This window comes from Bacillus sp. AFS001701, assembly GCF_002559405.1.
Taxonomy (GTDB): domain Bacteria; phylum Bacillota; class Bacilli; order Bacillales; family Bacillaceae_G; genus Gottfriedia.
This window is the reverse complement of record NZ_NTZO01000003.1, coordinates 20,668-35,481: the sequence shown is the minus strand read 5'-3', so window position 1 is coordinate 35,481 and position 14,814 is coordinate 20,668. Positions and strand designations below refer to the sequence as shown.

The 14,814-nt window shown below is 37.8% G+C and carries 4 protein-coding genes, 2 pseudogenes and 1 riboswitch; of the genes and pseudogenes, 3 read left to right on the top strand and 3 right to left on the bottom strand.

Annotation, left to right across the window (positions count from 1 at the left end; translation table 11 throughout):
- Positions 1-471: 471 nt before the first annotated feature.
- Both CN514_RS00230 and CN514_RS00225 read left to right on the top strand, forming a co-directional pair.
- Positions 472-3,609: a S8 family peptidase gene (locus CN514_RS00230; protein ID WP_353652047.1), complete on the top strand. Its 3,138-nt coding sequence runs from the start codon at positions 472-474 to the stop codon at positions 3,607-3,609.
- Between the two features lie 367 nt (positions 3,610-3,976).
- The gene (locus CN514_RS00225) at positions 3,977-4,228 is read left to right on the top strand and encodes a hypothetical protein (protein ID WP_098230806.1); all 252 of its coding nucleotides are present in this window, start codon (positions 3,977-3,979) and stop codon (positions 4,226-4,228) included.
- 433 nt (positions 4,229-4,661) lie between these two features.
- On the opposite strand, the gene CN514_RS00220 is transcribed toward CN514_RS00225, so the two are convergent.
- Positions 4,662-5,552 carry a LysR family transcriptional regulator gene (locus CN514_RS00220; RefSeq protein WP_098230804.1) on the bottom strand — a complete coding sequence of 297 codons (891 nt, stop codon included), beginning with the start codon at positions 5,550-5,552 and terminating at the stop codon, positions 4,662-4,664.
- A gap of 84 nt (positions 5,553-5,636) precedes the next feature.
- Positions 5,637-5,741, bottom strand: a riboswitch (SAM riboswitch).
- A gap of 73 nt (positions 5,742-5,814) precedes the next feature.
- Between CN514_RS00220 and CN514_RS25225 the strand changes: the two are divergent.
- Positions 5,815-6,231 (top strand): annotated as a pseudogene (locus CN514_RS25225) (IS110 family transposase); the annotation flags it as partial.
- An 80-nt stretch (positions 6,232-6,311) separates the two neighbouring features.
- Here CN514_RS25225 and CN514_RS25220 read toward each other — a convergent pair.
- Positions 6,312-6,398, bottom strand: a pseudogene (locus tag CN514_RS25220) (formylglycine-generating enzyme family protein); the annotation flags it as partial.
- Between the two features lie 323 nt (positions 6,399-6,721).
- Complete coding sequence (locus CN514_RS00210) at positions 6,722-14,791, bottom strand: glycoside hydrolase family 94 protein (protein ID WP_098230801.1); 8,070 nt, start codon at positions 14,789-14,791, stop codon at positions 6,722-6,724.
- Between the last annotated feature and the right edge of the window lie 23 nt (positions 14,792-14,814).

The following is a 14,814-nucleotide window of genomic DNA, read 5'->3' as shown; positions in this document are numbered from 1 at the left end:
AAGATGCAGTAGCCAAGAACTCGAACTAAAGCAGCTTATCAACACTTGCAATGAATCTCTAAATCTTAGACATACTGAAACTATTATTCTAATAAGAGGCAAAATCAGTATGGGAAATTCAAAATTTTAAGAAAGGGACAGTTGATTACTAGTATTCTGAAAAGTCTATCAAAATTATTCATTAATTAAGAAAGCAACTTCTATGGCATTTTTCAGCAGCCTCAATATTCATTCGGTACTTTCCACTAAAGTAATAGCAAAAGAGCAAAAAGATATACAAATCTATTAAATTCGATGTTACCAATTCATTTCATATACAGCTAGAAACTACATATCTCTGATACAGAATCGGTAATTGGTCCAGAAGGTGTTTCTTTTAACCTGTTAGGAATCTCTTAATTTACACTATTCAATTCTACTTTAAGATATTTCTCAACATTTGTAACTTATTCATATCTACTAGGAGGATGTATGATGAAAAAAATGAAATTGAATACGTTTTTAGCTGCCTCTTTATCTACGGTTGTTTTTGCTTCTTCGTCTTATAACGTAAAAGCCTATGATAAATCGTCATTAGACAAAACACTTAATAGTGCTGCCGTTGTTAACGCTTTGAGCGGTTCCGACGAACAAACGATTACCTTAATTACGGGTGACGTCGTTAAGGTTAAAAAGATTGAAAACGGTAAAAGTGTCATAGACGTGGAACCTGTCGATCCGAACGATGCAGTACAAATGTATACATTTGGAGAAGATACGTATGTTGTACCAAGTTCAGCTATACCTTATCTGGCTGCTGACAAACTGGACGAGGATTTGTTTAATGTAACGAAATTAATAGCGGACGGCTATGATGATAGAAGTCTCTCTTCCCTGCCAGTTATCGTAGAATACACAGAGTCCAAAGCGAGCTCCGTCCAAACAAAGAAGGAATACACAGAGTCCACAGCAAGCTCCGTCCAAACAAAGAAGGCCCCAAAAGGAGCAAAAAAGGTTCGTGTGTTAGAAAGTATTAATGGTGCCGCTCTTGCAACATCTAAAAAAGAAGCGGAGACGTTCTGGAAGGATATTACACCTGAGGCTTCCCAGAAAGTCAAACCTAACTTTGACCATGGCATTGAAAAGATTTGGCTTGATGGTCGTGTGGAAGCCACATTAGAACAAAGCGTACCTCAGATCGGTGCCCCAACGGCTTGGGAATCTGGTTTTACAGGTAAAGGGGTTAAGGTAGCGGTACTTGATTCAGGCATCGATCCTAATCATCCCGATCTTGTAAATCAAATAGAAGAGGCAAAAAGCTTTGTACCTGGAGAAACTGTTGAAGATTTTCACGGGCATGGTACACACGTTGCTTCAACGGTATTAGGGACAGGTGCTGCTTCTGATGGCAAGAACAAAGGAGTTGCTCCTGAAGCACGTTTGCTTGTAGGTAAAGTGTTAGACAATGGAGGACGCGGTTTCGATTCATGGGTTCTTGACGGTATGGAATGGGCTGCACACAACGCCAAGATTGTAAGCATGAGTTTGGGAGGCGGGAAAAGTGACGGAAAAGACCCGCTGTCTCAAGCCGTAAATAACCTAAGTGAAGAAACAGGTGCACTATTTGTTATTGCTGCTGGTAACGATGGTAGAGAAGGAGCCATCGGTTCACCAGGAGCTGCAGATGCTGCTTTAACGATCGGTGCTGTAGATAAGGCAGACAAAATTGCTCCTTACTCATCAAGAGGACCTCGTCTTGGAGATGGGGGATTGAAACCTGACCTATCTGCACCAGGTACTGGGATTGTTGCTGCTCGATCTGGACTAACAAAAGGAAGCGGATCTTACATAAGTAAGAGTGGTACATCCATGGCAACCCCACATGTGGCGGGTGCTGCTGCGATCCTTCTGCAGAAGCATCCTGAGTGGAATGGCACTCAGCTAAAAGAAGCGTTGATGAATACCTCTAAAAGATTAGATTACTCGCCTTATTATATCGGTACGGGCCGATTGGATGTACCTGCAGCTCTAAACAGCACTGTTCGTGCAACGGGTTCTCTGTCGTTTGGCTTCCTTCAGTGGCCATACAATCATGCGCAGCCTATACAAAAAACAGTCACGTATACAAACGACAGTGACTCCGCTGTCACTCTAGATCTTCAAGCAGAACTTAAGAATACAAAAGGTGATGCTGTACCAAATGGTATGTTAACCATTTCTGAGAGCAAGATCACGGTCCCAGCTAATGGTACAAAGACAATAACAGTTACAGTAGATCCGAAGCTTGGTAACTGGGGTCGTTATGAGGGGTACCTAACAGCAACTGATTCTGAAGGCAAGCAAGTGGCTCATACTTCAATGGGCATAGAGAAAGAAGATGAGAAGTATCCGCTAACGTTTAACGCTAAGGGCTTTAATGGAGAGCAAGAATATATGAGAGTCGGACTCATTGGCGAAAACATGAAACCTACATGGATTGATGTAATCGGAACAAAAACAATTCGTGTAGCACCTGGTACGTATGCAGCCGCGGGTGTTCTAGAATTGGACTTTGGCACCGATCATGGTAGTGTAGCATTAGTCGGTAATCCTGAAATCAAGGTAGACGGTTCTGGTCCTCAAACCGTGGAACTTGATGCACGAAATACAAAAGAAATTTCAGCTGAAGTGCCGAAGAAGACAGAAACACAATTTAGTCGCTTGCAATACCACCGTACCCTTGGTAACAATGATTTGACCTTTGTGTGGTTTACTTCTGCAGACACCGATAAAATATATGCACAACCAACAGAGAAAGTTAAGACAGGAGACTTCGAATTTCTGACTCGCTGGCATTTAATAAAACCTCAACTTGATATCCAGTTTAAAGAAACAGTGTTGGATGATTTACTGGAGTATGGAACTACACCTCTTGATGGTAAATATAACTTAGACACGGTTTATGTAGGAAAAGGAACACCAGCTGACTATGAGGGTCTGGACGCAAATGGCAAAGTAGTTGTCGTCGATCGTATCCAAGGTACGTTTAGAGAGACACTCGATGGAACACGTGCACAGGCCACTACGGCACTTGCCGCGGGTGCAAAACTGATGATTCTCGTAAACTATAATGAAGAGGAATTCATTCCGTTGATGGGAAATGAAAAAGGAAATCCAAGAGGCACGAACATCCCACTTACCGTTACTGGAATCAGTAAGGTTGTAGGCGATAAATTGATTGCAGCAGCACGTTCCGGTAACCTGCACCTGCTTGTTGAAGGTGTACCATATACACCGTATGTATATGATTTGGTGGATGTTCACCAAGGCCAGATTCCAGAGAATTTAAAATATAAACCATCTAACAATGAACTCGTTAAGATCGACACGAGTTACAAATCAGATGGTGAAGCAGTTGGTGAAGATGTCCGTTATGATTTACGTCCGTATCAAAATGACACTTTTAATTTAATGAATTCTGTACCACTGCAGTTGCCTTCTGATCGAACAGAGTGGGTTTCAGCAGTGAAAGATACTCTCTGGTCTCACCAAGCCAGAGTATTAGGAGTACCATCCCGTCCATGGCAAGTTCAGCCTTTTGTTACTTATGAAAAGGGACAAAAACTTCAGGAAGACTGGTTTCTCCAATAGTTCGTCCGCGTTTGGGTCAAGGCTATTGGACACCTAACCGCCAAGGGAACAATTTACAATTTGATATTCCTGCTTGGGCAGATTCAGGAAATGGCTCTATAGGTCAGGTCACATCTGCGGAATCGTAAAAAATTTCAAACACTTAAGTTGTACAAAGGAAATACTTTTCTTATAGAAGGAAAAGGAAACTATTTTAAATAAACCAGTCCCAGAAGAAAAAACATAATACCGTCTTGTAAGTGATGCGAAGCGAGAACCGAATTGCTGGATAACATCATTAAGTACGCATACAGAACGGACAATCTGGTCTCAAATAGGCCAAACTTTACTCCCATGCTATTCACTGAATTATAAGGTTGAGACCGATATGAACAGTAACGCACTTGCGGCACCTTCCACTCCACTCGAACTATCTATTGCAAAACTTGAAGGTGTAGCAGATTATCCTTTAATGAAGGTGAGTCCTAGGAGACTGTTAAATTCGAGCAAACAGCCGAAAACAAGTGGATTGCCAAGACCAACAATCCGAAGAATGCTGAATATGTATCATTACGAGCAGCTGCTTTGGAAAATCAAGGAAACAAGATTTCTTAAGAAGTCATTAAGGCTTATAGCTTGAAATAAGTTTAATAGCCTATTCATCTGTAAATGATGGGTAGGCTATTTGCTAAGTGGAGATAAAAATCTTATACTTTTCCAATTGTTTAAATGTTATTCAAGAGTCATTTATCATTTGTTCTTTAATAGCAATTATTGCAGATGCGGATACATTATAATCATGTTCTTTATCAATTGATTGACTCTCTAATTAAAGGCTATTATACAATAAAATAATCGTATCATATGACTACATACTTCCATTTGAACAAATTTTGTTTTTACATACCGAACACAGCTTTTTAGAATAATTGTATCAGTATGTCCAAGAGTTAGAGATTCATAGCAATTGGTCTAAAGTTATTGCATCGGAACCGTTCCACCTGTCATAACGTAACTACTTCCCTACTAATCTTGCTGTTATATCACTACTAAAAGAATATCGTTCGGCTTTTTTACGCCATAGTAGAAATGCTATTCCAATTTTTTTGGATTACATTAATAAAAGATTGAATTGTTTCTAGGTTTTCTTTTTCCTTCAACGTAATGATAGAGGTTTTTATTTTTATGTTCTCAGTAACTAGGATTGGAACTAAATCACCATTGTTAATTTCTTCTTTTAGGCTGACACTGGCTCCCATCCCTACCCCAATATTATTTAATACTGCCATTTTGATTCCTTCTAAACTTCCAAATTCTATTACGTTTTGTGATAAGAGTTTCATTTGTCTGAAATATTTACTGATCCTCGTATCATAACATCCATCAGCTTGGAGTTGTAAAAAAGGAAATTTCGTCAGTAATTGGTCTACCGGGTACTTAGCATATAACTCTTTAGAAACCACTGTAACCAATTCGTCGTCCTCTGAAATCACTATATTTGTCATTCCATTTTTATATAACTCGCCCGAAATAATCCCTATATCGTATTTATTTGATTCTATCCCTTTTATAATTTCATCCCTTTTACAGGAAATCAACTTAAGCTGTACCTGGGGATATTGCTTCAGTAACTCAGGTATGATATTAGGAAAATAATACGTCCAAAAGCCTTCAGTAGCGGCAATCGTTACATTGCCGTACGAATTTGAAAGTTCGGCGAATGATGATTCAATCTCCTCTACTATGGGAAAAAGCTGATCCGTATATGTTTTAAGAATTTCACCTGCAGGTGTCAAAAAGATCTTATTTCCAATCCGTATAAATAGCTGTTGTTCCAATTCTTTTTCGAGCGTCTGAATTTGTGCGGTTACAGCAGGTTGCGTGAAGTTTAACTGTTGTGCAACCTTTGTAAAATTTAAGTAATCTGCTGCAAATTTGAAAGTTTTTAGATGTCTTAATTCCATAATAGCTGCTCTCCTTTAGTTACTATCCAGAGAAAACAAAAACGCACTCTAAAAAGAATGCGTTACTGACAAATAAAATGAATACTCTTATCTATCAGGAGTTTTACCCGATGGAATTAGCACAGTATCTTAAATAGACCAGTTGCTGAGGTTTCATAAGGCCAGTCCCTCCACCTCTCTGGATAAGAAATATTTTTTTATAACAATATCAATTCACTTGAAAATTGTCAAGTTATTTCAGTGTTTTCAGAAAATTACTTGGTCCACAGGACATTATCAAGCACCTGTCATACAATTCTTAGAGAAATACAATTACTTGTATATTATGATTACTCCTTTAGTGTCTCAACAGTCTAAAAAACAAGCTAAGAAAAGTTAAAACTGATGCTACGGATGCCTCTAATCTGTGTAAATTATTTTATAAAGAAGAATTAGAACCCTATAAAAAACGAGGAATTAATCTCTTAAACCTACGCCATTTAACGAGACAACATGAGGCGATAACTGGTATGTATGTCCAAGCAAAGCTACAATTTCACACTATGTTAGATCAAATATTCCCTGAATATAGACGTGTACGTGGTGATTTATTTTTAAAGTATCTTTATATCTATTAAATGAATTTCCCACTTCTGAAAAAGTTTTAAAAGAATGTGAAGTAAATTTAATAAATCGTATTACCAAAAGAGGTTCAACTAGGCTCTTAGTTACATAAGAATGTTTAGCATTAACTAATAACTTTCCCATCCTTTTGGGAAATTAAAAAGACCGGGCAAGACGGAATCCAAGGTCGTCTATGCAAAATGACGGATGGCTACGACGACGACATGAAGCCCCACAACCTCTATTACTTGTAATATTGTAGGTGAAGTTACAATTCACTATAATTTTAGAGATCCTTTATTATAAGCAAAAAAGGCAGCGCCCACATGGGCTTGCTGCCTTACTTTAAAATGAGTTGCGCCACGCACTCTACATGTGCAGTATGCGTTATCATATCTCTATATCAATTTTTATTATATATCCTCACAAACCCTATAAAATCATTCACACTAATTAACCGACCCTCATCCATTCGAGTTACCTATTTTATTTTAAAAATAAATCTACTTATAAATTTTAAACAACTAAAAAGGAGTGCAAAAAATGCACTCCTTTTTTACATTCAATTATATTACTTTAGAATATTGTATACCTACATAAACTACTACTTGATGATTTTCCCCATCATTTTCGAGAAATAAGTACTCGCTATTTTCTTGTTTTTTTCCATCAACTAACCATATTGGTTCATCTTGGTTTTGGCCACAAAAAACCTCAATTGAATAGACCGAATCACCATATCTGTAATCAATACTAAATGAGTCCCACTCTATAGGAACACAAGGTTGTATATATAAACGGTTTCCTCTACACTTGATTCCCAGAATATATTCTAGACCTGCTTGGTACATCCAACCAGAAGCACCTGTATACCATGACCAACCTCCACGTCCTTCATGTGGATTTGCTGTGTAGACATCGGCCGACATTACATATGGTTCATTTCCATATGTTTTAATATCACGAATATTTTTTGTATGTGAGATTGGATTTAAAATAGAGAACAGATCAAATGCCTTATCACGACGATTTAAGATTGCCCAAGCTACAATTCCCCAAATAACTCCATGAGTATATTGCCCGCCATTTTCTCGAATTCCAGGTGGGTAGCCTTGTATATACCCCGGACCTGGATATGTTTTATCAAATGCTTTGGTTAGTAAACGTGCCAGATTCAAATCTCGATCTACAAGTTCACGATCAAATGAGCGCATTGCTCTTTCCTGACGATCGATTGGTGTCCCGTTAGCAATAACTGACCAAGACTGAGCGATAGCATCAATTCGACACTCAGTATTCTCCATTGAGCCAAGCCATGTTCCTGCGTCAGTAAATGCACGACGGAACCAAGTACCATCCCAAGCATTTTTATTCATGTTTATTTCCAATTGAGCTACTTCATGTTCAAATTGCTTTACGATATCTTGTGAAAGGATACCCTCTTCAAATTTCAAAAACCTCTTTAAAATATCTAATAAAAACCAACCTAGCCACACACTTTCCCCACGTCCCTTAGCACCAATCCGACTCATTCCATCATTCCAGTCACCTATTCCCATTAATGGAATACCATGTTCACCAAACTTCAAAGAATGTTTAATCGCGCGTAGACAATGTTCTAGCACTGTCCCCTTCTCATCAGATACAACAGTATCCTCATAGCGCTCCAATTCACCTTCTTTTAGCACTTCACTATACAAAAATGGTACCTCTTTTTGGAGAATTTCTAGGTCTTCTGTCTGTTCTATGTAACGTGAAACAGCATATGGTAGCCACAGTAAATCGTCAGAAAACATCGTTCGAATTCCTTTGTGAGTTTCTTCATGCCACCAATGTTGAACATCACCTTCAAGGTACTGATGCGCTGCGTTTATAAGTATTTGGTTTTTTAATATAGTCGAATCTACATGTAAAAAGGCTAGTGAATCTTGCAATTGATCCCTATAACCAAATGCGCCTCCTGCCTGATAAAAAGCAGTGCGAGCCCATAATCGACAACTAAGTGCTTGGTACAGAAGCCACCCATTCATCATTATATCCATCGCTCGATCAGGTGTTTTAACTTTCACTTGTCCAAGAGCACTCTCCCAGTACTTTTTAACGTTTGAAAATGTTTCTTCATACGCAGAAGGCCTTCCGTATTGCTGTACTAGTGAACACGCTTCTTGTTTGGAAGCTGCACAACCAAGCAATATGCTAATCGTCACTTCTTCGTTAGCTGGAAGTACGATAACAGTTTGTACGGCCCCACAAGAATTTGAAAACACACCAGTTTTCTTGTTAAGTGCTTCTTCTAATAATGCTATTGGACACTCTAATGTATTGCCCCGCCCAATAAATTCTGTACGGTCACTCGTCCAAGAATACGTATGATGAGAATTCGCTATCGTTTCTGGAAGCGCAATATGTATAAAACCAATCGCGTCACGAAACTTTTCTTGGTACTTGTTTTGTGCAAGTAGTGTACTATTTTCTAAATTCCATTCTGTAACAATGAATGGTGCTTGAGCCTCTCTAAGTACCCCTAGAACCCATTCAGCATAATACGTTATGGCTATCTTCTTTAATTTATCACTTTTATTAAATAATCGAAGTCTAATAATTTTCAAAGGATCATCTAACGGAACTGTTGTATCCATAGTAGAAACTACATCTCCATCAAGTTGTTCGAAACTACTATATCCCCTACCATGTATAACCTTATATGTTCGATCACCACCCGCAGGTTTTTGAGTAGTTGACCAAACTTGATTTGTTCCAAGATCTCTTATATAAAGACATTCACCAGGAGGATCGAGTACCGGATCATTATTCCAAGGCGTAAGTTTACATTCACGGGAATTTCGCCACCAACTATATCCAGTACCTAATTCAGTTAATAAGCATCCAAATCTTGGATTAGAAATTACATTACTCCATGGTCTAGGTAAATGCTCTCCGTTTTTTACAATCATTTGATACGCATGGCCATCATCGATAAAACTACCCCTACCATTAAAAAATTCACCAATAGGGATACTAATCGCTTGCTTCTCGTGGTGTATTTGTTTTGAAACCTTGATTTTCCGTATTGGATGTAAATCTTTTTCTAATAGACGTAATTGTGCACGTAAACTTGGCCCTCCAGCTTTCAATACTACTCGGGCAACAGCTAAGAGTAAATTTCTTTCATCCTCTGACAACTGGGTTGACTTCAATACAACAATTCGATTCATGTGATAGATTCCACGAGAAATAAGATTTTCATTTAAAGTCCTCATGAACTGATCTTGATAATTGCCAATTGTCTCATCTAATACCACTAAATCAATAGCTAACCCCATCTTCACTAAATATTGATGCTGACAAGCTAAAAGCGTAACAAAGGGCAAATCAGACTCTTTTTTGATGGAAACTAAAATAATTGGCGTGTCCCCACTAATACCAAGAGGCCATAAGGAAGATTGTCCCAATGTATTGTGTGAAATTGCCTCACTACGAATTTTTGTTAACGGTGGGTTAAATAGAAGTCTTCCCGCCAACACGTTTGCATCAGTAGCTTGCTTAGGTGTTAAATTCATATGTCTAAGATCAATTTGTGATCGTACCCAAGCCAAGTGGAATGCTCGATCAACATGTTTAGAATCACTAAAGCGCTGTACTATTTCAAGCGCTTGTTCATGACTTTTTGTAACACCAGTAACAAAATAAATAGTAGCGGTCTCATTAGTTCCCAATTGTAATGAACGCCTCATTGAAAACGCCGGATCAACAACGGAACCAGTTGATCCTTTTAGATGTGAGTAAATACCTTTTGGTGTTTCAAGAGTATTACCACGACCTATAAATTCTGCCCGATCTGTTTCAAATTCGTAATCGCCTTTCTCACGTCCATCTACAAAAATTGTGTGAACTGCCCAAATTTCATCCTCCTCATCCTCTCGTGGACGACGCTTAGCTAGCAAACATTGTGCATTTTTATCGAAGCTAGTTTCAATAAAAAGCTTACTAAATGCTGGGTGTGCACTATCTGCAGACTGACTTGCTAGCGCTAACTCTAAGAAAGATGTTACTTCTAATGTACGATTTTCACTACTGTTGTTAACTATTTGAAGTCGTCGTATTTCTGCGTCAATCTCAGAAGATATCGTCAAATCAAGTTTATAAGATATCCCTTCTTTCGTTCCTTCATAAGTAGTTTTGTCAAAACGAAATTGTGTTTTCATATCAATCGTTGTCTCATACGGGAAACCTGATGTACTCCAAGTTTCTTCAGAGTTGACATCATGAATAAAAATAATTGGCCCAGAAGTTCCTGATACAGGATCTTCTTTCCATCTTGTGACAGCTAACCCATTCCATAAAATCATGCCTGTTCCATCGTTCGCGTTTACACTAGTTAATTGTCCATTTGACAAAACATTAACCTCTGGAATGGAGCTCGGCCCAGTAAATGTACGTTCAGTGTCATCCAAATTACCATCAAATTCAGGAGCTTTTGCATCAATTCCTATTGGTTTTTCAATTAATGCTGCTTTTACTGGCACTCTTTCTTGGAGTAGCAAGTCCGCTGCACAAACTCGTGGATCATGATGGAATCGGTTTACCATAATATCATCAGTCAATAAATTGACAAGGGTTAACATGCTCATACCTTGATGATGTGCCATAAAGCTTTGTATTACTTTATAATCTTGCCCCTTAGGCATTCTAGCTTTTGTAAAATCAACAGCTTCATAAAAGCCATATTCACCTTTTGCACCATATTCTTTAAATTTTTGAAGTGCCAAAAGAGCATCATCACCTGCATATGGAATAGCCATAATGGTTGCATAAGGTGCTAACACCAGGTTTCGCTCTAAACCTCGTTCAAGTCCAAGCCCTGGAACACCGAATGCACGATATTGATAATTTAATTGATAATCAAACGCGTAATATCCGCTTTCTGATATACCAAACGGGAGTTGATATTTATCTGCATATTGGCGTTGACGATAAATAGCTCCTCGATAAGTTGATTCCCAAATGGTATTTTTAAGTGTCCGCATAATCAAGCTTGGCATCATGTACTCAAACATTGTTCCCGACCAAGACAATAGTGTCTTTTTCTTATTAAAAATTGTCATAGTACGAGCAAGTGTAAACCAGTGAGAAACAGGAATCTGACCAAGTGCAATCCCTACGAAACTAGCTTGCCTAGCTTCTGAAGCAAGTAAATCGTATAGAATCGTATCTTTATGATTTGAGTCAACGTGATAACCAAGGCTAAACAAGCGTTCATCATTGTTATATAGGCATCTGAAATCTGTCAGTTCAATGAGTTGATTAATTTCAATAATAATATTTTCAATACGAGATTGAAATTCTTCTTCTCTTTTTTTCCATTCTATTAGTCCCTGTCTTACTACCATCATATAAGCAATAAAGTTTCCTGAATCAACAGTGGAAACATATCGAGGAGAAAGCGGCTTTGCAGAGCATGTATCATACCAGTTGAGCAGATGTCCATTCCATTTTTCCATATTAGAAATGGTTTTCATCGATAATTCGATTCGATCAAGCATTTTAGATGTATCAATAAAATCTAAATCACGAGCGGCTACAACACAAGTTAAATATAGTCCAATATTTGTTGGCGATGTTCGATGGGCAACGGTTTCATTTGATAGATACTGTACATTATCAGGTGGTAGCCAAGATTCTTCTGATGTAACATATTTTTCATAGAACGACCAAATTTGAAATGCTAATTCCTTTAATTCAGCACGTGCTTTATCCAACCAAACTCTACTTTCAACTTTTAACGGTCGATTTAATTGCTGTATGATTGGCCTTGCTAAAGACCACATAATTAGTTCCACAGTACCAAATATGTAATTTAAAGTACCTTTGGAAAACCATGCCAATAGACCAAACAATATAATTACTGCATATCCAATAGACTCGTACATAAAGACTCTTTTGGTAGCAGGATTGTTACTAGTCTGAGCAAATGTGACCCACTCTAGCAAATTACGTCGGCTAATGTATAGCCGGTAAAGAGTTCGTAAAGTAGCATCTACTACAAGAACCGATGTAAACGGCAATGTTACAAATTTAACCAGATTCTGCATAAAATTAATCTTTATTGCACGAATGCTTCCTCTCCCAATTGCACCATGTAAAAGTGAAAAAAGAAAGGGAAGAAAAACAGTTAAAAGTACGATTGTTTCCCAAACCCAAGCTTTACCCGGTAATACACTAAATCCTAGTAAGGCAATTAGTAAAAGAGCTGGTGCAAGTAGACTGCGGCGCAAATTATCAATAATGTGCCAACGTGTTAATCCACATAAATCAACTCGTTTATTTTCACCATTACGATCTACACAATTTTTTCCTAACCATTTGATAAGTTGCCAATCTCCTCGGATCCATCTATGCTCTCGATGTTGGAATGAATAAAAGGAACTCGGATACGACTCAACAACTTCAATATCAGAAGTTAGTCCTGCTCGAAGAAACCCACCCTCTAATAGATCATGACTAAGTACATGATTATCCGGTATCCGATTTACCAAGGTTTTTTGAAATGATTCTACATCAAAAATACCTTTACCCACAAAAATTGCATGACCAAACAAATCTTGATATACGTTTGATACGGCAAAAGAATACGGGTCAATTCCTGGCTCCCCTGCCCATAAAGAAGTAAAGCGTGACTTTTGTGTTGAGTCAAAACTCACGCCTACTCGTGGTTGTAATAATCCGAAACCTTCAATTACGCGTGTTTCATCTGCATTTAATCGTGGTCGATTATACGGGTAATGAATGGTCCCAGCCATTCGGCCAACAACTCCAATTGGTAATTGGGTATCTTGGTCTATTGTAAAAACATATCGAATCTTCCTTAATATATCTTTATCTCCATGAATTGTTGTAAAACTAGAATTATCACTACCAGTCAATAACTCAACAAACTCTACTATTTTTCCACGTTTCCTCTCCCATCCCATATAAAGATTGTCTGTTGGATTGTAAAGTCGGGATCTGTGAAATAAGAAAAATTTATCTTCCCCATATTCCTTACACAATGCATCGATCCTTGAAGTAACATATGTCAATAGTTCATGATCTTCAGCTTTTGATTCAGTCAACGCATCTGTAAAATCACCTAAAATACCGAAATAAATATTATTTTGACGATTTGCAAGATAATGAACTAAAAGTTGATCCACTACTTCATCTACATCTTTGGTGTTTGACCATATAACTGGAATAACGACCATTGTACTAGCATCTTCCGGAAGTTCTTCTGAATAATCAAACCTTAAAAGTTTTACAGTGCGACTATATCGACAAATTAATTTATGGGCAATCGTTATAGCCCACTCACTAACAGGTAATACAAGAGCTACTATTATCGCTATCCACGATAAAGGTCGAAAGAATCCCCCAGCTGTTATCCATCCACCAGAGAGAACCAATATTCCAATAAACAATAAAGCTACAGTTGATAAATACAAATACAATGGTCGTTTTCGTAAAGATATTTGTGGAAGAATACGTGGTCTAGTTTTCTTCAAAAGTGCTTTACGTATTTCTATGTTTCCTTGGGCATCAAACAAATAATAATCAATATAAGCCTTTCTCGGCATTACATTTGTTTGATCCGGCTCTACTATTTTCGATTTGGCCAGATGTAGTGCTGTCTCAGCTACTAAAATTTCTGGTACTTTTAACTGGTTTGCAATCTCTGCAACACGTCCACGAATTATGTCTCGACTGTCTAAATCTAAACTTTTATAATCGATAGTTGATGGATCAGAGAGTAAAAATTGTTCTAGATGTGAAATTTTTGTAAATGTTAATCTCCATGGCTGTCGCTCTAACTTATGCAAGCTTTGAACTAAATTCCCACAACTTACTTGCAAGTCTGCTTGCAATTGGTTCTCAAACGAAACAATCTGCTCAATGCTAGATTCACTATTCTCTATGTGAGCTGCAAGCCAGTCATGAACGATATGCATATTCGGTTCCAATTCGCTCAAATGTCTCACTAAATGTACAATTTCAATTGGACCAAACGGTTTTTTACTTGCTTCTCTATCCAATAAAATTCGAATTTTATCGTCTGATAACTTTGTTATTTTTTCAAGAATTGAAGTAATAGAATCACATATTTCGTGACGACGTTGTACTTCAACCATCACTCCAGACAAACGGCGTATTAAAGTAACTCGCATAGCACTTGGCAAAGCCCAGCATTCTAGATCTTTTAGAACAGATACCTCTTGGTAGGCTTTTATATACCCTTCAAATGAGTTGACCTCATATCGACCACCCACATGCTCTAAGTAATCATTGCAAAGTGCATATATTCTTGGCATCCCAGTAGAATTTAATTTTGGTAGTTTATGTAGTGTTTCCCGTGGCAGCTTACTTAACACTTCTTGAGCTTGAGTCTCTATAAAATTAATGTGATCTAGTAGCCAGTCTTCCGCTGGTTGCCTACAATTCACTTTATTGTTACTCAGTTTTTCTGCAAACGTATGTAGATTAGCCATATCTTTTCGAAATCCTGGCCAATAACGAACAATTAAAAAATTGTTCACAAAAATTTCCTGAGTTAAAGCAAACTCACGTCCTCTTTCTTTTAATTGTTCATTACTAAGTATCATATAAACCTCCTATGTAACTCGAA

Coding starts and splice junctions, on each gene's coding strand:
- CN514_RS00230 (WP_353652047.1), top strand. CDS start 472: ATGATGAAAAAAATGAAATTGAATACGTTTTTAGCTGCCTCTTTATCT.
- CN514_RS00225 (WP_098230806.1), top strand. CDS start 3,977: ATGAACAGTAACGCACTTGCGGCACCTTCCACTCCACTCGAACTATCT.
- CN514_RS00220 (WP_098230804.1), bottom strand. CDS start 5,552: ATGGAATTAAGACATCTAAAAACTTTCAAATTTGCAGCAGATTACTTA.
- CN514_RS00210 (WP_098230801.1), bottom strand. CDS start 14,791: ATGATACTTAGTAATGAACAATTAAAAGAAAGAGGACGTGAGTTTGCT.